Source organism: Pseudomonas sp. H3_C08 (assembly GCF_054669455.1).
The window spans coordinates 2,735,234-2,761,249 of record NZ_CP162803.1 but is presented as its reverse complement, the minus strand read 5'-3'; the positions used below and the strand labels follow the sequence as shown (position 1 = coordinate 2,761,249).

At 60.4% G+C, this 26,016-nt stretch carries 27 protein-coding genes; 14 read left to right on the top strand and 13 right to left on the bottom strand.

Translation table 11 applies throughout. The annotated features are described in order from the left end of the window. Positions 1-39: 39 nt before the first annotated feature. Positions 40-954, top strand: a complete 915-nt coding sequence (locus tag AB4N74_RS12615) for a LysR family transcriptional regulator (protein ID WP_460100532.1) — start codon at positions 40-42, stop codon at positions 952-954. On the opposite strand, the gene AB4N74_RS12610 is transcribed toward AB4N74_RS12615, so the two are convergent. After that, complete coding sequence (locus AB4N74_RS12610; protein ID WP_034156154.1) at positions 944-1,714, bottom strand: substrate-binding domain-containing protein; 771 nt, start codon at positions 1,712-1,714, stop codon at positions 944-946. The genes AB4N74_RS12615 and AB4N74_RS12610 overlap by 11 nt on opposite strands. Positions 1,715-1,726: 12 nt before the next feature. Continuing rightward, positions 1,727-3,019 carry an MFS transporter gene (gene tcuC / locus AB4N74_RS12605; protein WP_095048013.1) on the bottom strand — a complete coding sequence of 431 codons (1,293 nt, stop codon included), beginning with the start codon at positions 3,017-3,019 and terminating at the stop codon, positions 1,727-1,729. Between the two features lie 1,158 nt (positions 3,020-4,177). On the opposite strand from tcuC, the gene AB4N74_RS12600 reads away from it, so the two are divergent. Both AB4N74_RS12600 and AB4N74_RS12595 read left to right on the top strand, forming a co-directional pair. Then, on the top strand, positions 4,178-4,483 hold the full coding sequence (locus AB4N74_RS12600) for an RcnB family protein (RefSeq protein WP_116030094.1): 306 nt from the start codon (positions 4,178-4,180) through the stop codon (positions 4,481-4,483). A 101-nt stretch (positions 4,484-4,584) separates the two neighbouring features. Further along, positions 4,585-5,049 carry a hypothetical protein gene (locus tag AB4N74_RS12595; RefSeq protein ID WP_460100528.1) on the top strand — a complete coding sequence of 155 codons (465 nt, stop codon included), beginning with the start codon at positions 4,585-4,587 and terminating at the stop codon, positions 5,047-5,049. A 5-nt stretch (positions 5,050-5,054) separates the two neighbouring features. Here AB4N74_RS12595 and AB4N74_RS12590 read toward each other — a convergent pair whose 3' ends face one another. Next, positions 5,055-6,131, bottom strand: a complete 1,077-nt coding sequence (locus tag AB4N74_RS12590; protein ID WP_460100525.1) for a diguanylate cyclase domain-containing protein — start codon at positions 6,129-6,131, stop codon at positions 5,055-5,057. Between the two features lie 163 nt (positions 6,132-6,294). Between AB4N74_RS12590 and AB4N74_RS12585 the strand changes: the two genes are divergently transcribed. Together AB4N74_RS12585 and AB4N74_RS12580 are read left to right on the top strand one after the other, a co-directional pair. Next, positions 6,295-6,633 (top strand): FKBP-type peptidyl-prolyl cis-trans isomerase, encoded by a 339-nt coding sequence (locus tag AB4N74_RS12585; protein ID WP_460100522.1) that lies wholly within the window; start codon positions 6,295-6,297, stop codon positions 6,631-6,633. Positions 6,634-6,668: 35 nt separating this feature from the next. After that, complete coding sequence (locus AB4N74_RS12580; protein WP_460100520.1) at positions 6,669-7,082, top strand: hypothetical protein; 414 nt, start codon at positions 6,669-6,671, stop codon at positions 7,080-7,082. Positions 7,083-7,221: 139 nt separating this feature from the next. Here AB4N74_RS12580 and AB4N74_RS12575 read toward each other — a convergent pair whose 3' ends face one another. The 3 genes from AB4N74_RS12575 to ftrA form a co-directional block, all read right to left on the bottom strand. After that, complete coding sequence (locus AB4N74_RS12575) at positions 7,222-7,491, bottom strand: hypothetical protein (RefSeq protein ID WP_007915053.1); 270 nt, start codon at positions 7,489-7,491, stop codon at positions 7,222-7,224. Positions 7,492-7,493: 2 nt separating this feature from the next. Then, positions 7,494-7,874 (bottom strand): DUF6124 family protein, encoded by a 381-nt coding sequence (locus tag AB4N74_RS12570; RefSeq protein ID WP_460100518.1) that lies wholly within the window; start codon positions 7,872-7,874, stop codon positions 7,494-7,496. 436 nt (positions 7,875-8,310) lie between these two features. Further along, positions 8,311-9,285, bottom strand: a complete 975-nt coding sequence (gene ftrA, locus AB4N74_RS12565; protein ID WP_095048007.1) for a transcriptional regulator FtrA — start codon at positions 9,283-9,285, stop codon at positions 8,311-8,313. 101 nt (positions 9,286-9,386) lie between these two features. On the opposite strand from ftrA, the gene AB4N74_RS12560 reads away from it, so the two are divergent. From AB4N74_RS12560 to AB4N74_RS12545, 4 genes are all read left to right on the top strand, one after another. Next, complete coding sequence (locus AB4N74_RS12560) at positions 9,387-9,815, top strand: rhodanese-like domain-containing protein (protein ID WP_116030086.1); 429 nt, start codon at positions 9,387-9,389, stop codon at positions 9,813-9,815. A 247-nt stretch (positions 9,816-10,062) separates the two neighbouring features. Beyond that, positions 10,063-10,842 (top strand): ABC transporter substrate-binding protein, encoded by a 780-nt coding sequence (locus tag AB4N74_RS12555; RefSeq protein WP_016984244.1) that lies wholly within the window; start codon positions 10,063-10,065, stop codon positions 10,840-10,842. Positions 10,843-11,042: 200 nt separating this feature from the next. Continuing rightward, entirely contained in the window at positions 11,043-12,155 is a 1,113-nt protein-coding gene (locus AB4N74_RS12550; protein WP_460100515.1) for a M14 family metallopeptidase, read from the top strand. A 182-nt stretch (positions 12,156-12,337) separates the two neighbouring features. Beyond that, entirely contained in the window at positions 12,338-13,054 is a 717-nt protein-coding gene (locus tag AB4N74_RS12545) for an alpha/beta hydrolase (protein WP_460100512.1), read from the top strand. On the opposite strand, the gene AB4N74_RS12540 is transcribed toward AB4N74_RS12545, so the two are convergent. Together AB4N74_RS12540 and AB4N74_RS12535 are read right to left on the bottom strand one after the other, a co-directional pair. Continuing rightward, a complete protein-coding gene (locus AB4N74_RS12540; protein WP_093440992.1) occupies positions 13,044-13,601 on the bottom strand; it encodes a DcrB/PsbP domain-containing protein in 558 nt (185 codons plus the stop codon). The genes AB4N74_RS12545 and AB4N74_RS12540 overlap by 11 nt on opposite strands. An 84-nt stretch (positions 13,602-13,685) precedes the next feature. Continuing rightward, positions 13,686-14,459 carry a hypothetical protein gene (locus tag AB4N74_RS12535; RefSeq protein WP_116254965.1) on the bottom strand — a complete coding sequence of 258 codons (774 nt, stop codon included), beginning with the start codon at positions 14,457-14,459 and terminating at the stop codon, positions 13,686-13,688. A 147-nt stretch (positions 14,460-14,606) separates the two neighbouring features. Between AB4N74_RS12535 and AB4N74_RS12530 the strand changes: the two genes are divergently transcribed. Continuing rightward, positions 14,607-15,143: a chalcone isomerase family protein gene (locus AB4N74_RS12530; RefSeq protein WP_460100510.1), complete on the top strand. Its 537-nt coding sequence runs from the start codon at positions 14,607-14,609 to the stop codon at positions 15,141-15,143. 72 nt (positions 15,144-15,215) lie between these two features. Continuing rightward, positions 15,216-16,535, top strand: a complete 1,320-nt coding sequence (locus AB4N74_RS12525) for an Nramp family divalent metal transporter (RefSeq protein ID WP_460100507.1) — start codon at positions 15,216-15,218, stop codon at positions 16,533-16,535. A gap of 130 nt (positions 16,536-16,665) precedes the next feature. On the opposite strand, the gene AB4N74_RS12520 is transcribed toward AB4N74_RS12525, so the two are convergent. Next, the gene (locus tag AB4N74_RS12520; protein WP_460100504.1) at positions 16,666-17,769 is read right to left on the bottom strand and encodes a cytochrome P450; all 1,104 of its coding nucleotides are present in this window, start codon (positions 17,767-17,769) and stop codon (positions 16,666-16,668) included. A 79-nt stretch (positions 17,770-17,848) separates the two neighbouring features. Here AB4N74_RS12520 and AB4N74_RS12515 point away from each other — a divergent pair, with 79 nt between their 5' ends. The 3 genes from AB4N74_RS12515 to AB4N74_RS12505 all read left to right on the top strand — a co-directional run bounded on the left by AB4N74_RS12515 (position 17,849) and on the right by AB4N74_RS12505 (position 20,803). Further along, positions 17,849-18,607 carry an ArsR/SmtB family transcription factor gene (locus AB4N74_RS12515; protein WP_093440977.1) on the top strand — a complete coding sequence of 253 codons (759 nt, stop codon included), beginning with the start codon at positions 17,849-17,851 and terminating at the stop codon, positions 18,605-18,607. A gap of 145 nt (positions 18,608-18,752) precedes the next feature. Beyond that, positions 18,753-19,973: a putative DNA modification/repair radical SAM protein gene (locus tag AB4N74_RS12510; RefSeq protein WP_093440974.1), complete on the top strand. Its 1,221-nt coding sequence runs from the start codon at positions 18,753-18,755 to the stop codon at positions 19,971-19,973. After that, positions 19,970-20,803 (top strand): TIGR03915 family putative DNA repair protein, encoded by an 834-nt coding sequence (locus tag AB4N74_RS12505; RefSeq protein WP_093440970.1) that lies wholly within the window; start codon positions 19,970-19,972, stop codon positions 20,801-20,803. Before AB4N74_RS12510 ends, AB4N74_RS12505 begins: the two co-directional genes overlap by 4 nt. A gap of 250 nt (positions 20,804-21,053) precedes the next feature. Here the strand turns inward: AB4N74_RS12505 and AB4N74_RS12500 are convergent, their stop codons facing one another. From AB4N74_RS12500 to AB4N74_RS12485, 4 genes are all read right to left on the bottom strand, one after another. After that, on the bottom strand, positions 21,054-22,073 hold the full coding sequence (locus AB4N74_RS12500) for a branched-chain amino acid aminotransferase (protein ID WP_007915073.1): 1,020 nt from the start codon (positions 22,071-22,073) through the stop codon (positions 21,054-21,056). A 233-nt stretch (positions 22,074-22,306) separates the two neighbouring features. After that, on the bottom strand, positions 22,307-23,680 hold the full coding sequence (lpdA, locus tag AB4N74_RS12495) for a dihydrolipoyl dehydrogenase (RefSeq protein WP_460100500.1): 1,374 nt from the start codon (positions 23,678-23,680) through the stop codon (positions 22,307-22,309). 7 nt (positions 23,681-23,687) lie between these two features. Continuing rightward, positions 23,688-24,956 carry a dihydrolipoamide acetyltransferase family protein gene (locus AB4N74_RS12490; RefSeq protein WP_460100497.1) on the bottom strand — a complete coding sequence of 423 codons (1,269 nt, stop codon included), beginning with the start codon at positions 24,954-24,956 and terminating at the stop codon, positions 23,688-23,690. Further along, positions 24,957-26,015 (bottom strand): alpha-ketoacid dehydrogenase subunit beta, encoded by a 1,059-nt coding sequence (locus tag AB4N74_RS12485; RefSeq protein ID WP_003224000.1) that lies wholly within the window; start codon positions 26,013-26,015, stop codon positions 24,957-24,959. It lies immediately after the preceding gene. Position 26,016: the final 1 nt, after the last annotated feature.

Below are 26,016 nucleotides of genomic sequence, written 5' to 3'. Positions count from 1 at the left end.
CATTCATAACCTCTACGAATCAATCCACCGAGTCCCGCCATGGCCATCAACTTCGACCTCAACGACCTGCAAGCCTTTCGCGCCGTGGTCGAGCAGGGCAGCTTTCGCAAGGCCGCCGACACCGTGCGCCTGTCGCAACCGGCGTTGAGCCGGCGCATTGAAAAGCTTGAAGACGCCCTCGGCGTCAAACTCTTCGAACGCACCACACGCAAGGTCAGCCTGACCCAGGCCGGGCGCGGATTCATGCCTAGTGTCGAGCGTTTGCTGGATGATCTCGACGTGGCTTTATTGGGCATCAGCGAAGTCGCATCGACCCGTTTGGGCCATGTCACCGTCGCCTGCGTGCCTTCGGCGGCGTACTACTTCATGCCCCGCGTGGTTGCGCGCTATCACCAGCAATTCCCACGGATCAAAGTCAAAGTGCTCGACTCCAGTGCGCACGATGTCTTGAGTGCGGTGGTCAACGGCGAGGCGGATTTCGGCTTGAGTTTCCTTGGCACGCAGGATGCCAAAGTCGAGTTCGAACCGCTTGTGCAGGAGTGCTACGTCGTCGCTTGTCGCCGCGATCACCCGCTGGCCGGGCGCAGCAGCGTGACCTGGGACGAGTTCTATCAGCAGGATTACATCTCGCTCGACAAGACCTCCGGCAACCGCTTTCTGCTCGATCAGGCGCTGAGCACGGTGGTGCCGCAACGCCCGAGCATCTGCGAAACCCGGCATGTGACGACGATGATCGGTCTGGTGGAGGCGGGATTGGGGGTGGCGGCGGTGCCGCTCATGGCGATGCCCGGGCCGGATCATCCGATCCTGACGCAGGTGCCGTTGACCGACCCGCAAGTGATGCGCAGTGTCGGCATCATCAAGCGCCGGGGTCGTACGTTGACCCCGGCGGCATTGGAACTGGAGCGGCTGGTGGTGGAAATGAAAGTCCAGCCGCCAATTGTCAGCGCTTGACCGAGTCCAGTCCGGTGGCCTGCACGTCAGCTTGTGCGGCCGGCGCGGCGAGGTAGGCGAGCAGGGCTTTGGCTTCTTCAGGATGCTGTGCGCCGACCGGAATCCCAGCGGCAAAACGCGTCACCGACTGTACCGATTCCGGAATCTTCGCCACGAAACTCACCCCCGGCACCGGCAGCAATTCGCTGACCTGCTGGAAGCCCAGTTGATAGTCGCCAGTGGCAACCACCGAGCCGACCGGGATTTTCGCAATCATCTTGGCCTTCGGTTTCAGTTGATCTTCGATCCCCAGTTTCTTGAACAACTGCTGCTCGATGTAGACGCCGCTGGCGCTGTCTGAGTAGGCCACCGATTGTGCGTCGAGCAGGGTTTTCTTCAGGCCGTCGACACTGCTGATGTCCGGTTTCGGCGCGCCTTCGCGCACCACCAGGCCGATCCGCGAATCCGCCAGCTCAACGCGCGAGGCTGGGTCGACCTTGCCTTGCTTGATCAAGTCATCAAGGGCATAGCCGACCATGATCACCACGTCGGCGTGTTCACCGCGCGCGAGGCGATTAGGGATCGCCTCCGGCGCCTTGCCCATCGACGGGCCGAGGCTGGTTGTCAGTGTGTTGCCGCTGGCGGCAGCGAATTTCGGCCCGAGAATCTTGTAGGCGGCGGTGAAGCCGCCGGAGGTCATCACGCTCAATTCTTCGGCCTGCGCCGCGAGGTTGAACGCGAGACCGGCGAGCAGGGCGGTGACAGTAAAGAGTTTTTTCATGGCGAGTTTTCCTCAGGCCGCGACAGGTTGCAGACGACCACCGGCACGGCGGTACAGATAAAGAGTGGCGCACAAGGCACATAGCGCACCGATGCTCATCCAGTAACCTGGAGCGGCTTTGTCGCCGGTGTACTGAATCAGGAAGGTCGACATCGCCGGGGTGAAACCACCGAAAATGGCGGTGGCCAGGCTGTAGGCGAGGGAGAAACCGGCAACGCGCACCTCAACTGGCATGATCTCGGTCAGCGCCGGAATCATTGCGCCGTTGTACAAGCCGTAGATAAACGACAGCCACAACAGCGACAGCAACATGTGGCTGAAGCTCGGTGCCTGCACCAGGTACGACAGCGCCGGATAAGTCGTGGCAAGGGCCAGCAGCGACATGGCGATCAGGACCGGACGCCGGCCGATACGGTCGGACAACAGGCCGCCAATCGGCAACCAGAAGAAGTTCGACACACCGACCAGCAAGGTCACCAGCAACGCGTCGGAGGTGCTCAGGTGCAGCACGGTTTTGCCGAAGGTCGGCGCGTACACGGTGATCAGGTAAAACGCGGTGGTGGTCAGCGCGACCATCAACATGCCGCCGAGTACCACGCCCCAGTTCTGGCCGAGGGTGCGGAACACTTCGCCCATGCTCGGGCGGTGTTTGCGTGCGGCGAACTCTTCGGTTTCCGCCAGGTTACGGCGCAGGAAAAAGATAAACGGCACGATCATGCAACCGACGAAAAACGGAATCCGCCAGCCCCAATCGGCCACCACATCCGGCGCCATCCACGCGTTCAGCGCATAGCCCAAAGCGGCGGCGACGATGATCGCCACTTGCTGACTGGCCGACTGCCAAGCGGTGAAGAAACCTTTGCGGCCCGGCGTGGCGATCTCGGCGAGATACACCGACACGCCGCCCAATTCCGCACCGGCCGAGAAGCCTTGCAACAAGCGCCCGATCAACACCAGTGCCGGCGCAAACAGGCCGATGCTTTCGTATCCGGGCACCAGCACGATCAATATCGTGCCGCTGGCCATGATCGACAGGGTGACGATCAAACCTTTACGCCGACCGACGTCATCGATGTACGCACCGAGCACGATGGCGCCCAGCGGACGCATCAAAAAGCCTGCGCCGAACACCGCAAAGGTCATCATCAGGGAGGCGAACTCACTGCTCGCCGGAAAGAACACCGCCGCGATCTGCGTGGCATAGAAGCCGAAAAGGAAGAAGTCGAACTGTTCGAGGAAGTTGCCCGAGGTCACCCGGAAAATGGCGCCGGCCCGCGAGCCGTTGTGAGGGATTGAGGCTGTCATAGAAAAGTACTCCACCGCTTTTATGACGTGCGCGACGGGAGGGCGGCGCACGGTTTTTATTGAGGTGGATGGTGGCGCAGGTGTAACAGGATGTTAATTGCATTATTGGCATGGATTGATGTTCAGGACGGATCAATGGTTTTTTGGGTACAAATCCATTGCAGCGGTAACGGCTGCTTATGGCCGTCGCCTGACGGCGACTCACTTTTTTACAAACGCCTAAAAATAGTAAGCAAAAAATTGCTTGCTCCCACGTACGGCCCTAACAGGCTCGACGTCGCCGGTGAGAAAAGATCAAGAGCACTCGAGCTGGCGCTCATTGAGTGGTTAAAAGCGGGCGCATGGCTTTGGTTTGGTGGTGTGGCTACCCCTCACCCCAGCCCTCTCCCGAGGGAGAGGGAGCCGATTTCGGTTAGTTTTGAAACTTGCATTCGACTCGGTATCGCACGTCGGCACACTTCTGCCAAACACCTCGGTCAGTTCCCTCTCCCGAGGGAGAGGGAGCCGATTTCGGTTGGTTTTGAAACGTGCATTCGACTCGGTATCGCACATCGGCGCACTTCTGCCAAACACCTCGGTCAGTCCCCTCTCCCGAGGGAGAGGGAGCCGATTTCGGTTGGTTTTGAAACGTGCATTCGACTCGGTATCGCATATCGGCGCAGTTCTGCCAAACACCTCGGTCAGTCCCCTCTCCCGAGGGAGAGAGAGCCGATTTCGGTTGGTTTTGAAACGTGCATTGGACTCGGTATCGCACATCGGCGCACTTCTGCCAAACACCTCGGTCAGTCCCCTCTCCCGAGGGAGAGGGAGCCGATTTCGGTTGGTTTTGAAACGTGCATTGGACTCGGTATCGCACATCGGCGCACTTCTGCCAAATACCTCCGTCAGTCCCCTCTCCCGAGGGAGAGGGAGCCGATTTCGGTTGGTTTTGAAACGTGCATTCGACTCGGTATCGCACGTCGGCACACTTCTGCCAAACACCTCGGTCTGTCCCCTCTCCCTCCGGGAGAGGGCTAGGGTGAGGGGCTCTTGATTTTGCTTTTGTTTACAGGACACCCACATTCCAATGACCTCTAGCGCCCATCCCGGCAAAAAAAGGAATGATTCCCGAACCCGGCAGTCCGAGTTCAGGTAGCACACATCTCAGGAGGTTCACCGATGAACAGCAAAACCCTAATCGCCAGCCTGGCCCTCGTCGCCGGCATTGCCGGGATCAGCCCACTTGTTCAAGCGGCGCAAACCTCAAATGAACAGGCCGTGCAATCCCCGGTCAGCGACCGCGAACTGAAGGTCAACGACCGCGCCCCGGATATTTATCAGCGCAGTGAAAAAGCCATCGACTGGAAAACCAAGGGCCTGAAAAAACCTGTTGAGCAGGCGCAGTGGGTACAGATCAATGACCAGTACGTCATGGTGATGATCACCAACGGCACCATTGTCGAGATGAAGCCAGTCCCGCGTTAAACCTCCGGCAACAATCAGCCATGGACGGTTGATTGCAATCGAGCGCCGTTCGGGTAAAACCCTTGGGGCGTTTCGAGTGAAGGGAAGTCAGGAGCAACAGGTTGGAAAAGAAACCGCTGTATCGCAAAGAAAACACCACCGCCCACAATGTCTGGCGCAACAACCCCGGCGGGCACTACCGTGATCAACGAAACACCAAAGCGCAAAGCCGCAGCGAGGCCACGCGCGTCTCGATGCATGGCATCAAACACCACGGCTACGACTACACGCCGTTGTTTCGTTTTCTGTTATCCCGCGTCGGCGGTCATTGGGATGAGATTTTCAGCGAAGCGGTATCTCGCCTTGATCGGCCAGAACCGGTGTTCTGGATGGTTGCCATCCACGAAGACGATCGCAAGGACATTGTGCGACTGGGCGAGTCGGCCTACTTCAACGGCCTGTTCGTCGATGAGCAAAAGCAGCTGCAAATCGTCAATCCGCAACTGAGTGTCGAAGAGATGAAGCCTCATTGCCGTTGCTGCACGCATACCTTCAATGGCGTTCCGTTTGGCCTACCAGCGGACTGATCGAGCTACTCGACCCGAACGTGATTCATCACCTGCCCACCCCCCAACCGATACTGATTATTGCCACTGCGCTTGGCCTCATACATCGCCAGATCGGCAATGTGCAGCAAGCGATCCATCGCCGTCGCATGATCCGGAAACACCGCCACGCCAAGGCTGGTGCCGATGTGGCGCTGGTCGTTGCCGATGCTGATCGGGGGCGACAGTTCGATGAAGATTTTCTGGCAGATATTGCGGGCTTCGTCCGGCAAACTCAGGTTCGGCGCCAGGCCTTGCAGGATCACCACAAACTCATCACCGCCAATGCGCGCGACGGTGTCGGTGGCGCGCAGAATGCGTTTCAGCCGCGTGGCCTTGGTGATCAGCACGCGGTCGCCGGCAGCATGGCCGTAGCGGTCGTTGATGGTTTTGAAACCGTTGAGGTCGATGAATACCAGTGCGACGCGGGTCTCGGTCTGCCGCGCGTGATCCAGCGCTTCCGACAAGCGTTGCTCCAGCACCAGGCGATTGGGCAGGCCGGTCAGCGGATCGAAGTGGGCGAGGTGTTGCAGGTAGCTGGCCGAGGCTTTTTCTTCGGTGATGTCGCGCACCACGCCCATCATTTTCACCACCGCATCGTGGTCGTTGTGCACCACGTTGCCGGTTTCCCGCAGCCAGCGAATCGTGCCGTCAGGCCACACCACGCGGTATTCCTCATCATGGTTTTCGCCGGTTTCAAGACAGCGCAGTTCGCCTTCGCGCACCTTGGTGCGGTCGTCCGGATGGACGCAGGAGCAGAACAGCGCATAGGACGGCGTAATCTCGCCGATCTTGAACCCGAACATGCCGTAAATCGCGTCCGACCAGTACAGCCGATCCGTGTCGACTTCCCAATCCCAAGTGCCGATGCGCGCAAAGTACTGGCTGCGTTTGAAACGCTCGACGTCGCCGTCCTGCTGAATGTTCTGGCCATCAGCAGCACGCGTCAGCAGATCCCGGTAGTGCGCGAGTTGCCTGCGCAAACCGCGTTCGCGCCACAGCAGCAGGGCGATGATGGCCAGCATGATCGCGCCCACAGCAAGGCTGATCCAGAACAGAGTCATTCGGGCGCTGCCAGCATGGCGGGTCGATCCGTGGAGTAATGGCGGTTGGCTATGTTAATGCTTCAATACTCGGTTCGGATACCATGTTGATCTGCGCTGCCAGGTTGCCAATCCCCGGCATTTCTGGGAAAACGGCGGCCGGCTGAACAATAGAGTGAATGTTATGAATGATGAACTGCAGGTAATCGATCTTCAGGTCGGCGAAGGCAAAGCCGCCGTCAAAGGCGCACTGATCACCACCCAATACACCGGATGGCTGGAAGACGGCAGCGAGTTCGATTCCTCCTGCAGCCGTGGCAAACCTTTTCAGTGCGTGATTGGCACCGGGCGGGTGATCAAGGGTTGGGATCAGGGCTTGATGGGCATGCAGGTGGGGGGCAAGCGCAAATTGCTGGTGCCGGCGCATTTGGGGTACGGCGAACGGACGATGGGCAAGATCCCGCCGGGTTCGAATCTGGTGTTTGAGATTGAGTTGTTGGAAGTGCTGACGCGGGAGGATTGAAACCGGGTCGTTTTTTACGCTTGGGAATAAATGCGATGGATGTGTGGCAGTGGGTTTCACAAGTTGCCGATTGGCTGGTGGAGAGGCATGCCTCGCGCAGAGGATCGACTTACAACTACATGTATTTCGTTTCCGCTGCCGCTGCAGTTGGCAGTTGGGTAGTCGCGAAAGAACTGCTCGCCAAACGGAAGGCCCTCAAAGCAGGCGTGTCTGAAGCTCTGCAAAATGAAACGTTACGTGCGATGTCCTTTGCTCAGGAGGATGGGCGGCCGGTCAAACGCACTGCGACGTTGGTCCGACAGGCAGAAACCTTTTTCGTCACGGTCATTCGTCATGACGATGAAGAACGCGTGGAGTCATCCAGTGAAGCGTTGCACTCGCTGGACGATGTCGACGTTTACTTGCGTGAGCACACACCCTTTATCCTCGCGGATTTTCGATCTTCGTGACTCACGCGTCCGATGCAGAAAGAACGCCATCGCGAGCAGGCTCGCTCCCACATTGGGCCGGCGGTGTACTCAAATACCGCGAGTAACCGCGAACAACTGTGGGAGCGAGCCTGCTCGCGAAGGACGATTACGCGGTCAATCAGGCTGCGTGTGCCATCTCGGCCAGTGTGTCGGCCACGGTTTTTTGCAGTGAGGGGAACCGGCGGGTCACGCGGCGCAGTGCGGGTAGCACGGCGTCGATTTCCAGTTCATCGAGTTGGGGAAGGACGGTGACGGCGGAGGCGACGATGGTTTCGCGTTCGCTTTCGAAGAGCACCAGGCAGGCGTTCTGCGCCCAGCGTCCGTCCCGCTCGTTGAAACCCATCGCCACCAGTGCCGCGACGACTTGTGCATCGGTTTTGTTGGACATGTTTATTGCCTCAGGGCGGGTTCGATTTTGTCGAGGGCGCGGTTGACCGCGAGTTCGCCGAGCATGACCACTTGCTGGATGCCGAGCACGGTGTTGCGGTAGGGCGAGTCGAGCAGGGCGGCGAAGTCGCTGAGCATGATGCTGGCCGAGGCCATGGATTCGCAGGCGTGGGCCATGAGGTCTTCGGCGCCGGTGTTCGGGTCGACGAGGAACATGGTGCTGGGTCTGCGCGGTGGTGAAGGCGGTGTGGGTTTCAGGTAGTGGTCGAGGGCGCGTTCGGCGGCTTCGTGGAGTTTTCTGGAGCCCGGTTCGGAATAGGGGGACGTTGGATTTTGATCAACTTCCGCATCTGTTTCGGGCGGATTCGGCGTAATTTTGAACATATGCTGGGAAACCTCAATGAGGCTGACACCGTTCTGCGACTAAACATTAGGTGGCAGCTATACGCAGGTTAGTCGACCGGCATCCCAAGCATTACCGGCGCGCTCGAAAGCGCCCTGCGCATAGCCGCCATTGAGTGCAGGCACGGAAATGCCAGACTGAATAACAGCTTGCGAACTTGAGAAAACACCGAGCGACTAAACCCGATCACTGAACATTCAGTGACGCGAACCAAGTTACCGGTGACCTCCAAGCCGCACAAGCCGGCGGATTCTGGCGTAGTTGTAGGCAAAGGCGCAAGGCGCTGTAGCCTTGTGGCTGATGTCTAAATGATGCTGCGTTTGACTGGGCGCCTTCGCGAGCAAGCTCGCTCCCACAGGGGAACGCATTCCAAACTGTGGGAGCGAGCCTGCTCGCGAAGGCGCCTGCAAAATCACCTCAGGATTCAACCCTCACGCCCCGCCCAAACCGCTCCCGATAAACCGACGGCGGCACCCCCACCACCCCACGAAACGCCACACGAAAACTCTCCACCGACCGATAACCGCAACGCTCGGCAATCTGCTCGGTGTTATGCGGCGTACTCTCCAACAACTCCCGCGCCCGCGCCAAGCGTTCATGTTGCAACCACGCCTTCGGCGACTGCCCACTGGCCTCGGTAAAACGCCGCAGAAACGTGCGCTCACTCATCGCCGCTTCACTGGCCAGATCACGCACCTCCAGCGGTTCATGTAAACGCTCGCGCGCCCACTGCATCACCCGTGACAGATCGTTGCGCGGCGTCGGGCTGACCGGGGTTGGAATGAACTGCGCCTGGCCGCCAGTACGCTGTGGCGACATCACCAGTCGCCGCGCCACCGAGTTGGCGACTTGCGTGCCGAAGTCCCGCGCCACCAGATGCAGGCAGGCATCGATTCCGGCGGCGCTGCCGGCCGAGGTGATCAACTGCCCGGAGTCGACGTAAAGCACATCGGCATCGACAGCAATCGCCGGGAAGCGCTGCGCCAGTTCCGCCGTGTAACGCCAATGGGTGGTGGCGCCGTGGCCGTCGAGCAAACCGGTGGCCGCCAGCACAAATACACCGGAGCAGATCGATAGCAACCGCGCGCCCCGGGCATGGGCCTGACGCAACGCGTCGATCAATGCTGGAGGCACCGCCGCGTTACGGTCGCGCCAGCCGGGAATGATGATGGTGCGCGCCTCGGCCAACAATTCCAGACCGCCATCGGCCAGCACCTGAATACCGCCCAAGGCGCGCATCGGGCCTTGATCGACCGCCGCAATGGCGTGGGTGTACCACGGGAAATCGAACTCCGGCCGGGTCAGGCCGAAGACCTCCACGGCGATGCCAAACTCGAATGTGCAGAGGCCGTCGTAGGCCAGAATCGCAACCAGACCTGGTGATGTCGGCATTTGGCGGAAAATTCCCGGTGAGTGTCTTGTGCGCCACTGTAGCCGCAAGTGACCGCTCGATAAAGTCTGTTCACACCCGTTCAGATAAAGGAGCAACACCCATGGTCAGCCTGGTTCGCGACATTCCTGCGGCGCCGTCGGCGATCGCCCTGATGCACTTCAGCAATCGTCTGACTTTCGAAACCGATTGTTCCGACGTATTCAGTAGCCAAGAGGCCGGCGAGATTGATTTTGTCCTGGTCGATGTACGCGGGCCGCTGGCCTATGAGCGCGGGCATGTGCCGGGCGCGATCAATATCCCGAACCGGTTACTGACGGCGGCGGAGCTGGCGATCTACCCGAAAACCACGCTGTTCGTGGTCTATTGCGCCGGCCCGCACTGCAACGGCGCGAACAAGGCGGCGGTGAAACTGGCAGCGCTGGGGTATCCGGTCAAGGAGATGATCGGCGGGGTTACCGGATGGCTGGATGAAGGCTTTCAACTCAGCGTTGAGCAAGTCGGCAAAACCGCCATCGGCTGCGAATGCTGACGTTCTTTTAAGAGAAATCCTGAGCAAAAAAAGCGCTTGTCCTACAGCCTTTGCACCACGACGGCGCACCCGTTGACCCCGGTCAATCGGTGCGCCGATCTTTCATAAGTATTTGTCGCTTAAACACAATTTACCCTGTGCGCGCCGCCATAGACTGCCGGCCACTTCGGTTTTTGTAGCCAATTGGCCATGACCGAACGCTGAATCGAAAGCTGCCAATAAAAGCCTCCGCACACAGGAGTTATAAATGAAGAAGCTAGTGATGTTCGGTGCCCTGGCACTGTCGATGTTGTCCCTGACCGCCGTGGCCGAAGACGCCAAGCCGATCCGCATCGGTATCGAAGCCGGTTACCCGCCATTCTCGATGAAAACCCCTGACGGCAAACTCGCCGGTTTCGACGTCGATATCGGCGATGCGTTGTGCGCGCAGATGAAAGTCAAATGCACCTGGGTCGAGCAGGAATTCGATGGCCTGATCCCGGCGCTGAAAGTGAAGAAGATCGACGCGATTCTGTCGTCGATGACCATCACCGATGACCGCAAGAAAAACGTCGATTTCACCATCAAGTACTACCACACCCCGGCGCGCTTCGTGATGAAGGAAGGCTCCGGTGTCAAAGACCCGCTGACCGAGCTCAAGGGCAAGAAAGTCGGCGTGCTGCGTGCCAGCACCCACGACCGTTACGCCACCGAAGTGCTGGTGCCGGCCGGGATCGACCTGGTGCGTTACGGCTCGCAGCAGGAAGCCAACCTCGACATGGTTTCCGGGCGTATCGACGCGATGCTGGCTGACTCGGTCAACCTGAGCGACGGTTTCCTGAAAACCGACGCCGGCAAAGGTTTTGAATTCGTTGGCCCGACCTACGAAGACGCCAAGTACTTCGGCGGCGGTGCCGGCATTGCAGTGCGCAAGGGCGATACCGCGCTGGCCGAGCAATTCAACAAAGCCATCACCGAAATCCGCGCCAATGGCGAGTACAAGAAAGTCCAGGACAAGTACTTCGACTTTGATGTGTACGGCCATTAATACGCCGTAGAAAAAAGTGGCCCCGTTTGCGCGGTGGCCATTTTTTTTGCGCTCTAATTGTGATGAGACCTTTGTAGGAGTGAGCCTGCTCGCGATAGCGGTGTGTCAGACAACGATTCTGTTGAATGTTAAACCGCTATCGCGAGCAGGCTCACTCCTACAGGGGATCTTTGTGATCCGGAAATTGAGGAGATTTTCCCATGCAACGCATCGACCATGTTCTGCCCTGGAGCCACTTGGGCAGCGAGCGCTCGCTCAGTGTGTTCCGCTATGGCGCCGGCCCACGCAAGGTGTACATCCAGGCCAGCCTGCACGCCGATGAACTGCCGGGCATGCGCACCGCGTGGGAACTCAAGCAACGCCTCAATGAACTGGAACATCAAGGCCGTTTGCAGGGCGTGATCGAGCTGGTGCCAGTGGCCAACCCGATCGGCCTCGATCAACACGTGCAAGGTGCGCACATGGGCCGCTTCGAACTGGGCAGCGGCAAGAACTTCAACCGCGCCTTCGTCGAACTCAGCGCGCCGGTCGCGGCATTGATCGGTGAGCGTCTGGGCGCGGATGCCGAGGCCAACGTGGCGCTGATCCGCCAAACCATGGGCCAGGTATTCGATGAACTGCCGGCGCCGGCCTCGCAACTGGAAGCCTTGCATCGCCTGTTGCTGCGCCATGCCTGCGATGCCGACATCACCCTCGATCTGCATTGTGATTTCGACGCGGCGATTCACTTGTACGCGCTGCCGCAGCACTGGCCACAGTGGCAATCGCTGGCGGCGCGCTTGAAGGCCGGCGTGGCGCTGCTGTGTGAAGATTCCGGTGGCAGCTCGTTCGATGAATCCTGCTCGACGCCATGGTTGCGTCTGGCGCGGGCATTCCCGAATGCTGCAATTCCGGCGGCGAACCTGGCGACCACGCTGGAACTGGGCAGCATGGGCGACACCCGGGTCGATCAGGCGCAGGCCAATTGTGAGGCGATCCTCGGATTCCTCGCGGAGCAGGGTTTCATCAGCGGCGAGTGGCCGGCGGCACCGAGCGAGTGCTGCGAAGGCCTGCCGTTCGAGGGCACCGAATACCTGTTTGCGCCGCACCATGGCGTGGTGAGTTTCCTGCGCAATGCCGGCGAGTGGGTGGAGCAGGGCGATGCGCTATTCGAGGTGGTCGATCCGTTGCAGGATCGCGTGACCACCGTGCGCGCCGGCACCAGTGGCGTGCTGTTTGCGCTGGATCGTGGGCGTTATACCGAGCCGGGGATCTGGCAGGCGAAAGTGGCGGGGCGGGTGGCGTTTCGTACCGGGAAACTGACTAACGACTGAAGGATCTTCGTTGGGGCTAATGGCCTCATCGCGAGCAGGCTCACTCCTACAGGGGGAACGCATTCCAAATGTAGGAGTGAGCCTGCTCGCGATCGCGGCATCAGCAACACCACCGAATTTGGATCCTCGCCGCAGGATGTTAGGCTCCCCCCCGAACCCGACTCTCCTTGAAGGAAGGCTCTATGTTGAAGGTCTTTGCTCTCTTGACCCTGCTGGCGTCCAGCGCCGTGCAGGCGCAGACCACGCTGCAATCCGATCTGCCACTCAAGTACATCGAGCAGGTGCACGCCGACGCCGAGACGCGTCCGTTGGTGATTTTTCTGCACGGCTACGGCAGTAACGAAGCCGATCTGATCGGCATGAAATTCCAGCTCCCGGCGCAATACAACTACCTGTCCGTGCAGGCACCGTTGTCATTGGGTGAAGGACGTTTCCAGTGGTTTCGCAAGAAAGGTGAAGGTGCCTACAACGGCGAGACCGATGATCTGAAGGTCAGTGGCCAGAAGCTGCGCGACTTTATCGCGCAAGCGGCGAAGAAATATCACACCACCCCGAGCAAGGTGTACCTGATCGGCTTCAGCCAGGGCGCGATGATGACCTACGAGGTGGGGCTGCGGCCGCCAGACGCTGTCGGCGGGATCGCTGCGTTGAGCGGGCGTTTATTGCCAGTGTTGAAAGCTGAACTCAAAGGCGAGCAGCAGCCGTTGCCGCTGAGTATCTTTATCGGCCACGGCACCGCCGATGATCGGGTGCCCTACCACGACGGCACCGAGGCCAATGCGCAGCTACAGAAGCTGGGCTACAAACCGCAGTTTCATGCCTATCCCGGCGTCGGCCACAGTATCAGTGCGGCCGAGCTGCGCGACTTGAATGGCTGGCTGCAGCAGCTCAATCCTTGAGGATGGTTTTCACCAAAGCATCGTGACCTTTCTTGTCGCTGGCGCGGGAGATCACCTGCACCAGCGCCATTTTCGTCCCGGAGCCGGCCATCAGCGTGGTGTTGAGGGTCTGGCCACCGCCCTGGGTCGCGGTGCTGTCGACCTGGCGCAGGCCAAGGCCGGTGCCTTTCTGGGTCAGACTTTTTTCGCTGAGTTTGTTGAAGTCCGGCAGGGCCTTGCGCTGGTCGTCGATGAAACTCGAGACGGTGCTGTCGAGGAACTGCCCGTCGTTATCCTTGACGTGCTGGCCTTCGGGAATCTGGTTTTCAGCGGTAATGACCACGGTCTTCGTCGCTTCATTGGTGTACATCGTGCCTTTGGTTCCGCTCGGGCTGGTCGGCAGCGGGTCGGCGACGAAACCTTTAGGCAACACAAAGGTGAACTTGCCCTCGAGCATCGAAACTTTCTCGGTGCCGGCATTTTTCTTGGCCGCTTGCGCGTGGAGGGCGCCGAAACCGGCGAGGGCCGCCACCAGCAGGACGACGGCTTTTTTGCTCAACAATGACATGTGAATCTCCGGTGGATGGTCGCGCGAGGCGGGCGATCATCCCACGGAGGGGGGCGGGCGTTCCAGCGCGAATCGTCTGACCGGTTACTGCGCCTGCGCTTTCGCCAGCGGACGGGCCAACAGGCGTTTGGTCACGCCGAGCATCGCCACCGACACCGCGACACCGACGGCGAATCCACTCAGTCCCATGCTCGGCAAGGTCAGTGCCGAGACCAGACAAAACGCGGAGAACGAATACATGCCGGTCGCCGTCGCCCGTAACAATGCGGCGGTAAATGCCGGGCCGCGCGTCTGTTGCGAGAACACCGCCATTACACTGCCGAGCACCGGGAACACCGCGAGCAAACCGCTCCAGCGCTCGCCGACGGTGCTGGCCAGCATCGTCACCAGCAGGGTCAACGCGGCACCGGCGATCATTCGCCAGATCAGTTTGTCCGACTTCGGCGCCGGACCGTTGAGCACCGGTTGTACCGCAGGAAACAGATACGGCGATGCCAACAACGCAACCGCCGCCGCTGCCACCGAAAACGGCAGCGACGCCGGGATCAGCGACAACACCCAAGCAATCACGGCCCACACCGACAGCGACGCCGCCAACGCCAGCGGCCAGTTCGCCCGTTGCGCGACCTGTGCGTAGGTGATGCAGAACGCAATCATCGCGAACATCGCCGATAACGCCGCCACCGCTGACTGTGCGGCAAACGCCGGACCCTGCTCGATGGCGAGGAAAAACAGAATCGGCCCGACCACCACCGGCAACCCCGACAGCCACCCGGCCACGCTCGGCCCCCAGCGTTTGCCCGCCAGGGATATCAGCAGCAGAAAACCGGGAATCAGCAGCAGTTTGAGGATCAGCACGCAGGTGTCTCCGTCCGTTGAGGGTAGGCCACGGTAGCATTGTCGATCGGCGATTGCTGCCTATGTGCGCAATTTTTGTATACAAAGTAACGGGAGCGATACCCGGCTATGCTGTGTGTATCAGGGTTTACCGGAGTCGATGCCGCGATGAGAAGAACACCGAAGCTGGTGCGAGGATGCTGCGGCATCGGCTTGTGGGCGTTGTTGCTGACGCCGACCTGGGCCAATTGGCAGGACGCCGTGCCCGGCGCGCAGATCATTGGCACCGGCGATTACAGCGTGTTCGGTTTCGATGTCTACAACGCGCGATTGTGGAGTGCCGCGCGGCCCTTGGTCGACGGTCAGCCATTTGCGCTGGAGTTGATCTACCGCCGCAACATCTCCCGCGATGATCTGGTCAAGGCCAGCGTCGACGAAATCAAACGGCTGGCCGGTGCCCGCGTCAGCCCGGCGCAATTGGCCGGGTGGCAGGTACAGATGCAGCAATCGTTCGTCGATGTGCAAGCCGGCACGCGGATTACCGGGGTGTATCTGCCGGGGCAGGGTGCGCGGTTTTTTGTCGGTCAGCAGTTGCTGCATGAGATCGATGATCCGCTGTTTGCCCGCGCATTTTTTGATATCTGGCTGGATCCGCGCACGCGCAGTCCCGAGCTGCGCGAACAGTTGTTGGGGGTGAGTCGATAGATTCTTTTGCACTTCAAGGCTCCGGCTGAAACCTCTAAGCTGCGTCTTTCCGACTTGTTTCTGGATGTGTGCGTGAAATTCAGTTTGCCCAAAATCGCCACCGCGCCGTTTTGCCCGCCGGAAGTGGCCGGCAGTGTTGCGGTGGATCCCAACGCCTCGTTCTTCAAACGCGTGCTGCGTTTCGCCGGCCCCGGCTTGCTGGTGTCGATTGGCTACATGGACCCGGGCAACTGGGCCACCGCCATCGAGGCCGGTTCACGCTTCGGTTACAGCCTGTTGTTTGTGGTGTTGCTGGCGAGTCTGGCCGGCATGGTCGTGCAGTGCCTGTGCTCGCGGCTGGGCATCGCCACCGGGCGCGACCTGGCGCAATTGTCCCGCGAGCGCTACAGCACACCGACCGCACGGCTGCAGTGGGTGTTGGCGGAAATCTCGATCATCGCCACCGATCTGGCTGAAGTGCTGGGTTGTGCGCTGGCGTTCCACTTGCTGCTCGGCTGTTCGCTGACCTTCGGCATCGCCCTGACCGCGTTCGACACCTTGCTGGTGCTGGCCCTGCAAAATCGCGGTTTCCGCCGTCTGGAAGCAATCATGCTGGTATTGGTCGCGACCATCGGCGTGTGTTTCTTCGTTGAACTGCTGCTGATCAAACCCTACTGGCCGGACGTCGCCCAAGGTTTCAAACCGTCGCTGGCGGCGATTGGCGAAGCGGCTCCGTTGTACCTGGCCATCGGTATTCTCGGTGCGACAGTGATGCCGCATAACCTCTACCTGCACACCTCGATCGTGCAGACGCGGATGATCGGCAAGGACCTCGCCAGCAAGCAGGACGCGGTGAAACTGGCGCGCATCGACACCATCGGTTCGCTGGCCCTGGCGTTGCTGGTCAACGCGGCGATTCTGATTCTCGCGGCGGCAGCGTTCCACCAGTCCGGGCACACCGACGTGGTGGACATTCAGGACGCCTACCACTTGCTCGATCCGCTGGTCGGTGGGGCGCTGGCCAGCGTGTTGTTCGGCGTCGCGTTGCTGGCATCGGGGCAGAGTTCGACCTTCACCGGCACCATCGCCGGCCAGGTGATCATGGAGGGTTATCTGAACCTGCGGATCCCGTGCTGGCAGCGGCGCTTGATTACTCGCGGACTGGCGTTGATTCCGGCATTCGTCGGCGTGTGGCTGATGGGCGATAACGCGATCGGCAAATTGCTGGTGTTGAGTCAGGTGGTGTTGAGTCTGCAGTTGCCGTTTGCCTTGTATCCACTCATTCGAATGACTAACGACAAACAACTGATGGGGCCGTTTGTGAATCGCTGGCCTACCCGGGTGCTGGCCTGGGGGTTGTTTGTGGTGATCAGCGGCGCTAACAGCTGGCTGATTTTGCAGTGGGCGGCTTGAGCCAGCATTTTCAGTGACTGGGCTGGCCTCTTCGCGAGCAAGCTCGCTCCCACAGGGTTATCGGGTGTGCACACTATTGCGATCACCCGATAACTCATGTGGGAGCGAGCTTGCTCGCGAAGACGGACTGTCAGGCGCCCACATCGCTGAACACTGGAATGCGCCCGTTGAGCGAAGGCTTGTAGTGCCAGTTCAGACGATTCAGGTCGATGTCATGCCTGATTATTTCCCTCACCGTTGCGCTGGCAATACTCATCGCCAGCGCTTGCCCCGGACACTGATGCCGACCACTGCCAAAACTGAAACTGCGGCGGTTGGCGCGCTGTGGCAGAAACTGCTCCGGCTGTTCGTTGAGCGCCGGATCTCGATTGGCCGAGGCCAGCAGCACCAGAATCACATCGCCCGCTTCGACACGTACTCCAGCAATCTCACAGGACGCGGCGACAAAGCGCCGGGTGTTCTGCACGGGCGGGTCGAAGCGCTGGACTTCGCTAAGCAATGCTTCGATGGATTCGCCGCGCAACGCTGGCTGCCGACGTAGCGCCAGCAGCGTATTGCCGATCAGGCCGGCGCAGGCTTCGAACGTCTGTGAACAGAGGCCGATCAGGTTGGCGATCAAGGTTTCCTCATCGCCGGTGAAGCGCTGCTGGATTGCACTGAGCAACGGGCTGGCCGGCTCGGCGAGCAATTCGATGAAGTCACCGCGCAGTTGTTCAGCCGCCGCCTCTGCTGCGGCCAGTTGCAGGTCATTGCTCAACGGCGACAGGCAGGCAACGAAATCCGCCGTCAATTCACTGATCGCCCGCGCTTGCGCCGGGGTGAACCCCAGCAGCGCCGCGATCACGCACACCGGGCCACCAAGCATTGCCTTGTACACCCCGTCGGCGTCCGCTGTGATCAGCCGCGCGGCGACCAGTCTGTCGACGGCCTCAAGGTCGAGCGAGGCCAACTCAGGCTCAATGGCAGCGCGCGGGCAGCGCTGGCGTTCACCGTCATTCATCCGCATCAGTTGGCCGAAGACTTTGCCGGCCATGCCTTTTGCAATCGCTTTGGGCACTGGCTCCTGCGCCGGACGCACCCGGCAATCCGCGTGGGCCAACACCGCACACACCGCCCGGGCACTGCTGGCGACCCACAGTTTCAGCTCTGGATGAAACGTCAGTCCACCTGCTGCGCGCAGTTCGGCGTAGTAGGGATAAGGATCGGCGTGCGTTGCGGCGCTGATCGGGTTCATGGTTTGCATCCTTGTCGGCGGGGAAAGTGTTGCTACTATCTCCACTGCGCAACGACGATGATTCGTCCGGGAGCGAACTATGCACGCAGAACATCAAGACATCGGCGTTTCCCAAGTGGCCGCCGCCATCGCCGAGCCGGCGCGAACGAAAATCCTCTGTTCGCTGATGGACGGCCACGCCCGCACCAGCACTGAATTGGCGACGATCGCCGAAGTCAGCGCCTCGACCGCCAGCGTGCACCTGGCGAAACTCAAGGACCTGGCACTGCTGCGCCTGCATGTGCAGGGCCGTCATCGCTATTACAGCCTAGCCGATCAGCGCGTGGCGCAGGCGCTGGAAGCGTTGATGGTGATTGGCCAGAACGCCGCGCCAACGTTCAAGGCGCACACCCCGGATCGCCTGCAATTTGCGCGCACCTGCTATGACCACATGGCCGGGACGCTGGCGGTGATGCTGCATGACCGTTTGCTCGAGGGCGGTTGGTTGGTGGCAACCGACGAGCAGGCGTATCGCTTGAGTGAAAGCGGGGAGGCGCTGTTTCTCGGGCTGGGTATCGATGTGCATGATTTGACCACCCTGCGCCGCAAGTTTGCCTGTCCGTGCCTGGACTGGAGCATGCGCCGGCCGCATCTCGGTGGTTCGCTGGGGGCGGCGCTGTTGCAGACCGCGTTGAAGCGCAAGTGGGTGACCCAGGATCTGGACAGTCGGGCGCTGGCGTTGACGGCGCTGGGGCGCAAGGAGATCGGTGCGCGGTTTGGCGTTGAGTGGCCGGTAGACGGGCAGATCAAAAGATCGCAGCCTGCGGCAACTCCTACAGGAATCGCGTACACCCGATAAATCTCGACCGTACCCAATCCATGTGGAGCTGCCGAAGGCTGCGATCTTTGATCTTGACCTTCTGGCCGACGAGGGGTGCATCTGCCACCTTGTATCACCGCTGTCGGCCCTATACTGTATATGCAAACAGTATAGGGCCCGCGCCATGCAAATCATCGACAAGCTGAGCATCCTCGCCGACGCCGCCAAGTACGACGCCTCCTGCGCGAGCAGCGGCGCGCCCAAGCGCAGCTCCGAGGGCAAGAGCGGCCTGGGCTCGACCGATGGCATGGGCATCTGCCACAGCTACACGCCGGACGGGCGCTGCGTGTCGTTGTTGAAGATTCTGCTGACCAACTTCTGCCTTTACGATTGCCAGTACTGCGTCAACCGCCGCTCCAGCGATGTCCCGCGCGCACGCTTCACCCCCGAGGAAGTCGTGGCGCTGACCATGGATTTCTACCGGCGTAACTGCGTCAGCGGGCTGTTTCTCAGTTCCGGCATCATTCGCTCGGCGGACTACACCATGGAGCAACTGGTGCGGGTGGCGAAGCTGCTGCGTGAAGAGCATGAGTTTCGCGGGTACATCCATCTCAAGACCATTCCCGAAGCCGATCCGGCATTGATTGAAGAGGCGGGCCGCTACGCCGATCGCCTGAGCGTCAATATCGAACTGCCCACCGATGCCAGCCTGCAAGTGCTGGCACCGGAGAAGGACATCACTTCGATCAAACAGGCGATGAACACCATCTACACCGGCGTGCAGACCGTGCTGAACGAACCGCGCTCGGCGAAATTCGCCCCGGCCGGGCAGAGCACGCAACTGATTGTCGGCGCCGATGACACCGATGACAGCACCATCCTCCACAGCGCCCAGGCCTTGTACGGCAACTTCCGTTTGCGCCGGGTCTACTATTCGGCCTTCAGCCCGATCCCCGACAGCCCGAAAAGCGTGCCACTGGCCGCGCCGCCGCTGATGCGCGAACACCGTTTGTATCAGGCCGATTTTCTCCTGCGCAGCTACGGCTACAGTGCTGATGAATTGCTCAAGGGGCCGGGTAATCTTGCGCTGGACATCGACCCGAAACTGGCCTGGGCGTTGCAGAACCGCGAAGTGTTTCCGCTCGATCTGAACCGTGCCGAAGCGTCCCTGATTGCGCGTATTCCCGGTATCGGCTTGCGCACCACCGAACGACTGGTCGAGCTGCGCCGCCAGCGGCGCATCCGTTACGAAGACGTCGCGCGTATGCGCTGCGTGCTGGCCAAGGCCAAGCCGTTCATCATCACCAGCGACTATCACCCGCAGCAGGCCGAGGTCACCAGCCATATGCTTTATCAGCAATTGCGTGACCGGCCGATGCCGCAACAGATGGGGTTGTGGGGATGATCAATCTCGATTGCGACGACCTGTTCGACACCTGGCGCCAGCAGGCGCGCTGGCTGCTAAGCCATGAAGTCGATCCGAGTCTGGTGAGCTGGGCCTCGCAAGGTGTGGGTGATCTGTTTGCCAGTGATGAGCCGGTGCCTGAAGGGCAGGGGCCATTTCAGGCACGTATTCCGCGAGCGCTGCTCGACACCCTGGAACAGGCCTCGCGTTATCGCGGTGATCAACGCTGGAGTTTGCTGTATGAAGTGCTGTGGCGCGTCAGCCACGGCGACCGTACCGCGATGATGGCCGGGGACAAACTCGGCAGCGAGTTGCAGCGACGGATCAAACAAGTGCATCGGGAAGCTCATCATCTGCATGCGTTTGTGCGTTTCATCGAGCGGCCTTCATCCAGCGCGGGTCCGCAATATGTGGCTTGGCATGAGCCGGCCCACGACATTCTGCACAGCGCCAGTGAGCATTTCATCGGGCGGATGGGTCGCCATCGCTGGTTGATCGCCACGCCGCGTGACGGGGTTTACTACGATGGCGAGCAGCTGATTCATCAGCGTCAATGCCCGCTGGAATGGCAGCAGTTGGCGCAGAACGTCGACGATCCTCATGGTGACCTGTGGCTGACTTATTACAGCCATATCTTTAATCCTGCGCGGTTGAACGAGAAGGTTATGCAGGGGCACTTGCCGGCGCGGTTCTGGAAGAATCTGCCGGAGGGGGAGTTGATTCCCGGGTTGATTACGCAGGCGCGGATGGGTAAGCAGCAGAATGGGCAGGCGAGTGGGATTGCTGATCGGCTTGGTAAACGGATAACGCTGAAAAGCCCCTCACCCTAACCCTCTCCCGGAGGGAGAGGGGACTGACCGAGGTGTTCTCGCGTACTACATCGACCTGAATGATCAGGTCGAACTCAGGTTTTGAACGGCACAAAGATCGGCTCCCTTCCCCCTCGCCCCCCTGGGGGAGAGGGCTGGGGTGAGGGGGGGAAAGATCTCCAGCCTTACCCAAAAAAACCAACAACCACAATCAAAAAAGCCCCCCACCAATCACTCGGTAGAGGGCTTTTCTACATCAACACCCGTCAAATCAAACCTTAACGATCCAGCCCGCTGGCGCTTCGATGTCGCCGGTCTGCACGCCAGTCAGCTCTTTGTAGAGCTTCTGGGTCACAGGACCCACTTCGGTCTCGCTATGGAACACATGCAGATGGTCGTTGTAGCTGATGCCACCGATCGGGGTGATCACCGCAGCTGTACCGCAAGCGCCAGCTTCCTTGAAGTCCGACAGCTTGTCGATCAGCACATCACCTTCAACCACTTCCAGGCCCAGACGGGTCTTGGCCAGTTCGATCAACGACAGGCGGGTGATGCCTGGCAGAACCGACGGCGAGTTCGGGGTGATGAACTTGTTGTCGTGGGTGATCCCGAAGAAGTTGGCCGAACCGACTTCTTCGATCTTGGTGTGGGTCATCGGATCCAGATAGATCGCGTCGGCGAAGTTGGCTTTCTTCGCTTTCGAGCCCGGCATCAGGCTGGCCGCGTAGTTGCCGCCGACCTTGGCTGCGCCGGTGCCTTGTGGGGCGGCGCGGTCGTAGCTGGAGATCTGGAAGTTGTGTGGGGTCAGGCCGCCCTTGAAGTAGGCGCCGACCGGGATGCAGAAGATCGAGAAAATGAACTCGGGCGCAGTGCGCACGCCGATGTTGTCACCGACGCCGATCACGAACGGACGCAGGTACAGCGCGCCGCCGGTGCCGTAGGGCGGAATGAAGCGCTCGTTGGCGCGAACCACGGCTTTGCAGGCTTCGATGAACTGCTCGGTGTCGACCGTCGGCATCAGCAGACGCGCGCAGCTGCGTTGCATGCGCAGGGCGTTCTGGTCCGGGCGGAACAGGTTGATCGAGCCGTCCTTGCAACGATAGGCCTTCATGCCTTCGAAGCACTGCTGGCCATAGTGAAGGGCCGTCGAGCCTTCGCTGATGTGCAGCACGTTATCTTCGGTCAGGGTGCCTTTGTCCCACTCGCCATCGCGAAAGTACGACAGATAGCGTTTGTCGGTCTTGATGTAGTCAAAACCCAGCTTGTCCCAATTGATGCTTTCGTTACCCATGACACCCTCTATCACTGAACAACCGCCGAAACGGTTCAAGGCTTCTGACGTTTTTTGGATGGGCACAACAATACTTCATTCTTGAGCGGTTTCGCAGCCCGGACTATCGGATGACAGGCAGATAAATCGCGTTGTTCTCAAGAAATCGCGAGCAGGCTCACTCCTACAAGGGAATGCATTCCAAAATGTAGGAGTGAGCCTGCTCGCGATGGGGCCATCATTGCCACCCTCACTCACAGGTGCAGTGCATGCCCGAGGGCACGCAACGCCGCTTCCTGCACCGCTTCACCCAGGGTCGGATGCGCGTGAATGGTGCCGCCGATGTCTTCCAGCCGCGCGCCCATTTCCAGGCTTTGCGCAAACGCTGTCGACAACTCCGACACGCCAACGCCCACCGCTTGCCAGCCGACAATCACATGGTTATCCCGACGAGCGACCACGCGCACGAAGCCGCTTTTTGACTCCAGCGTCATCGCCCGGCCGTTGGCGGCGAACGGGAAGCTGGAAACAATGCAGTCCAGCCCCGCAGCCTTGGCCTCGTCCGGGGTCTTGCCGACCACCACCAGTTCCGGATCGGTGAAGCACACCGCAGCAATGGCCGTAGGGTTGAATTCACGGGTTTTGCCGCTGATCAACTCGGCAACCATCTCGCCCTGAGCCATGGCGCGGTGGGCCAGCATCGGCTCGCCGCTCAAGTCGCCGATGGCGTAAACGTTGCGCATGCTGGTCTGGCAGCGGCTGTCGATCTTGATCGCCGAGCCGTTCATATCCAGATTCAGCGCTTCGAGGTTCCAGCCCTGGGTATTCGGTTTGCGGCCGACAGCGACCAACACCTGATCGGTTTCCAGGTTCAGGGTTTCGCCTTCTGGATCGCGCACCTGCAACGTGCCATCGAAACCCAGCACGCTGTGTTTCAGATACAGCTTAACGCCCAGTTGCTTCAACGCTTCATGCACCGGTTGCGTCAGCTCCGCATCGTAGGCCGGCAAGATACGATCCTGCGCCTCGACCACGCTGACCTCGGCGCCGAGCTTGCGATAAGCAATGCCCAGTTCCAGACCAATGTAACCACCGCCCACCACCACCAGACGTTTCGGCACGGATTTCGGCGCCAGCGCTTCGGTGGAGGAGATGATCGGCCCGCCAATCGGCAGGATCGGCAGATTGACGCTGGTCGAACCGGTGGCCAGCACCAAGTGGTCGCACTGGATGCGCGTGTCGCCGACGTCAACAGTCTTGCCGTCGATGACTTTGGCCCAGCCATTGATGACCTGAACCTTGTTCTTCTTCAGCAGCGCCGCCACGCCAGTGGTCAGGCGATCAACGATGCCGTCCTTCCACTCGACGCTTTTCGTGATGTCGAGGCTCGGTGCGGCAACGCTGATGCCCAGCGCCGAATGCTGGCTGTGATGCCGGGTCTGGTGAAACTGCTCAGCCACATGAATCAGCGCTTTCGACGGGATGCAGCCGATGTTCAGGCAGGTGCCGCCCAGAGATTGGCCTTCGACCAGAATCGTCGGGATGCCCAGTTGCCCGGCGCGAATCGCCGTTACATAACCGCCGGGGCCGCCGCCGATGATCAGCAGCGTAGTGTTCAGAGATTGCATGCGCGCCTTACTCCACAAACAAAGTGGCAGGTTGTTCGATCAAGCCACGAATCGCCTGGATGAAGAGTGCCGCATCCATGCCGTCGACCACGCGGTGATCGAAGGAGCAGGAGAGGTTCATCATCTTGCGGATCACCACCTGGCCTTTGACGACCATAGGCCGTTCGACGATTTTGTTGACGCCGACGATCGCTACTTCCGGCAGATTCAGCACCGGCGTGCTGACGATGCCGCCCAGTGCACCGAGGCTGGTCAGGGTGATGGTCGAGCCGGACAGTTCATCGCGGCTGGCCTTGCCATTACGCGCGGCGTTGGCCAAACGCGAGATTTCTTTAGCACTGTCCCACAGGCTGCGCGCCTCGGCGTGACGCACCACCGGCACCATCAGGCCGACATCGCTTTGCGTGGCGACGCCGACATGCACCGCGCCGAGGCGAGTGATGACCTGGGCTTCGTCGTCGTAACGGGCATTCATCTGCGGGAAGTCGCGCAGGGCCACAACCAGAGCGCGGACGAGGAACGGCAGCAAGGTCAACTTGCCACGGCTGGCGCCGTGTTTTCCATTGAGATGCGCGCGCAGTTCTTCAATCGCGGTAACGTCGATTTCTTCGACGTAGCTGAAGTGCGCGGCACGCTGAGTGGCGTCCTGCATGCGTTGGGCGATCTTGCGGCGCATGCCGATGACTTGAATCTGTTCTTCGTCGTTACGCTGTGCGTAAGCAGCGGCAACCGGCGCCGAAGCATTTGACTGACCTTGCGCCAGATAGGCCTCGAGGTCTTCGTGCAACACACGACCGGCCGGGCCGGAACCGCGTACCAGACGCAATTGAATGCCCAGATCCAGTGCATGTTTGCGCACGGCCGGCGAGGCCAGTGGGCGCTCATCCGCTTCGCGGGCAACCATCGGGCCTTGGCAAACTGCAGCTGGACGTGGTGCGGCAGCAGGTTTGCTTTCCACCACGGTTTCAGCTTTCGGTGCAGCAGGTGCTTCTTTGACGGGAGCAGGCGCGGCCGATTCTTTCAGATTGCCGGCCCCTTCCACCTCAATGCTGATCAACACACTGCCAACCGCCATCACTTCACCTGGCTGACCACCGAGCGCAATCACTTTCCCGTGTACCGGCGATGGAATATCGACCATCGCCTTGTCGGTCATCACGTCCGCCAGCACCTGATCCTCAACGACCAGATCGCCAACCTTGACGTGCCACTGCGACAGTTCGACTTCTGCGATGCCTTCGCCGATGTCCGGCATCTTGATAACGTGCGTGCCCATTCAGACCTCCATAACCCGTTTCAACGCCGCGCCCACTCGGGACGGCCCAGGGAAATACGCCCACTCTTGCGCGTGCGGGTAGGGGGTGTCCCAACCGGTGACGCGTTCGATCGGCGCTTCCAGGTGATGGAAGCAATGCTCTTGCACCAGCGACACCAGTTCGGCGCCGAAACCGCAGGTGCGGGTGGCTTCGTGAACCACCACGCAACGGCCGGTCTTCTTCACCGACTTGACGATGGTTTCCAGGTCCAGCGGCCACAGGCTGCGCAGGTCGATGACTTCGGCATCAACGCCGGATTCTTCGGCCGCGACTTGCGAGACGTAGACGGTGGTGCCGTAGGTCAGCACGGTCACGTCCTTGCCCGGACGGGTGATCGCCGCGACGTCCAGCGGCACGGTGTAGTAACCGTCCGGCACCTGGGCTTGCGGGTGTTTCGACCACGGCGTTACCGGGCGATCGTGGTGGCCATCGAACGGGCCGTTGTACAGGCGTTTCGGCTCAAGGAAGATCACCGGGTCATCGTTTTCGATGGAGGCGATCAGCAAGCCTTTGGCGTCATACGGGTTGGACGGCATGACCGTGCGCAGACCGCAAACCTGAGTGAACATCGCCTCGATGCTCTGGCTGTGGGTCTGGCCGCCGTAGATGCCGCCGCCGCAGGGCATGCGCAGGGTCATCGGCGCGGTGAACTCGCCGGCCGAGCGATAACGCAGGCGCGCGGCTTCGGAAATGATCTGGTCGGAGGCAGGGTAGACGTAGTCGGCGAACTGAATTTCGGCGACCGGGCGCAAACCATAAGCACCCATGCCCACGGCAACACCGACGATGCCGCTTTCCGAGATAGGTGCGTCGAATACGCGCGAGGTGCCGTACTTGGTCTGCAGGCCTTCAGTGCAACGGAACACGCCGCCGAAGTAACCGACGTCCTGACCGAACACCACGACATTGTCGTCACGCTCAAGCATCACATCCATGGCCGAGCGCAGGGCCTGGATCATGGTCATGGTGGTCGTGGTCATGGCGGTTTCCAACTGAATATTGTTGTTGTGATCGTTCATG

Excerpts from the sequence above, each read along its gene's own strand:
- AB4N74_RS12550 (WP_460100515.1), top strand. The coding sequence starts at position 11,043 with ATGCAACGCATCGACCATGTTCTGCCCTGGAGCCACTTGGGCAGCGAG.
- AB4N74_RS12490 (WP_460100497.1), bottom strand. The coding sequence starts at position 24,956 with ATGGGCACGCACGTTATCAAGATGCCGGACATCGGCGAAGGCATCGCA.
- AB4N74_RS12575 (WP_007915053.1), bottom strand. The coding sequence starts at position 7,491 with ATGTCCAACAAAACCGATGCACAAGTCGTCGCGGCACTGGTGGCGATG.
- AB4N74_RS12485 (WP_003224000.1), bottom strand. The coding sequence starts at position 26,015 with ATGAACGATCACAACAACAATATTCAGTTGGAAACCGCCATGACCACG.
- AB4N74_RS12590 (WP_460100525.1), bottom strand. The coding sequence starts at position 6,131 with ATGACTCTGTTCTGGATCAGCCTTGCTGTGGGCGCGATCATGCTGGCC.
- AB4N74_RS12500 (WP_007915073.1), bottom strand. The coding sequence starts at position 22,073 with ATGGGTAACGAAAGCATCAATTGGGACAAGCTGGGTTTTGACTACATC.
- AB4N74_RS12585 (WP_460100522.1), top strand. The coding sequence starts at position 6,295 with ATGAATGATGAACTGCAGGTAATCGATCTTCAGGTCGGCGAAGGCAAA.
- AB4N74_RS12610 (WP_034156154.1), bottom strand. The coding sequence starts at position 1,714 with ATGAAAAAACTCTTTACTGTCACCGCCCTGCTCGCCGGTCTCGCGTTC.
- AB4N74_RS12615 (WP_460100532.1), top strand. The coding sequence starts at position 40 with ATGGCCATCAACTTCGACCTCAACGACCTGCAAGCCTTTCGCGCCGTG.
- ftrA (WP_095048007.1), bottom strand. The coding sequence starts at position 9,285 with ATGCCGACATCACCAGGTCTGGTTGCGATTCTGGCCTACGACGGCCTC.
- AB4N74_RS12520 (WP_460100504.1), bottom strand. The coding sequence starts at position 17,769 with ATGAACCCGATCAGCGCCGCAACGCACGCCGATCCTTATCCCTACTAC.
- AB4N74_RS12540 (WP_093440992.1), bottom strand. The coding sequence starts at position 13,601 with ATGTCATTGTTGAGCAAAAAAGCCGTCGTCCTGCTGGTGGCGGCCCTC.
- AB4N74_RS12560 (WP_116030086.1), top strand. The coding sequence starts at position 9,387 with ATGGTCAGCCTGGTTCGCGACATTCCTGCGGCGCCGTCGGCGATCGCC.
- AB4N74_RS12515 (WP_093440977.1), top strand. The coding sequence starts at position 17,849 with ATGCACGCAGAACATCAAGACATCGGCGTTTCCCAAGTGGCCGCCGCC.
- AB4N74_RS12510 (WP_093440974.1), top strand. The coding sequence starts at position 18,753 with ATGCAAATCATCGACAAGCTGAGCATCCTCGCCGACGCCGCCAAGTAC.
- AB4N74_RS12570 (WP_460100518.1), bottom strand. The coding sequence starts at position 7,874 with ATGTTCAAAATTACGCCGAATCCGCCCGAAACAGATGCGGAAGTTGAT.
- AB4N74_RS12555 (WP_016984244.1), top strand. The coding sequence starts at position 10,063 with ATGAAGAAGCTAGTGATGTTCGGTGCCCTGGCACTGTCGATGTTGTCC.
- lpdA (WP_460100500.1), bottom strand. The coding sequence starts at position 23,680 with ATGCAATCTCTGAACACTACGCTGCTGATCATCGGCGGCGGCCCCGGC.
- tcuC (WP_095048013.1), bottom strand. The coding sequence starts at position 3,019 with ATGACAGCCTCAATCCCTCACAACGGCTCGCGGGCCGGCGCCATTTTC.
- AB4N74_RS12580 (WP_460100520.1), top strand. The coding sequence starts at position 6,669 with ATGGATGTGTGGCAGTGGGTTTCACAAGTTGCCGATTGGCTGGTGGAG.
- AB4N74_RS12545 (WP_460100512.1), top strand. The coding sequence starts at position 12,338 with ATGTTGAAGGTCTTTGCTCTCTTGACCCTGCTGGCGTCCAGCGCCGTG.
- AB4N74_RS12600 (WP_116030094.1), top strand. The coding sequence starts at position 4,178 with ATGAACAGCAAAACCCTAATCGCCAGCCTGGCCCTCGTCGCCGGCATT.
- AB4N74_RS12530 (WP_460100510.1), top strand. The coding sequence starts at position 14,607 with ATGAGAAGAACACCGAAGCTGGTGCGAGGATGCTGCGGCATCGGCTTG.
- AB4N74_RS12505 (WP_093440970.1), top strand. The coding sequence starts at position 19,970 with ATGATCAATCTCGATTGCGACGACCTGTTCGACACCTGGCGCCAGCAG.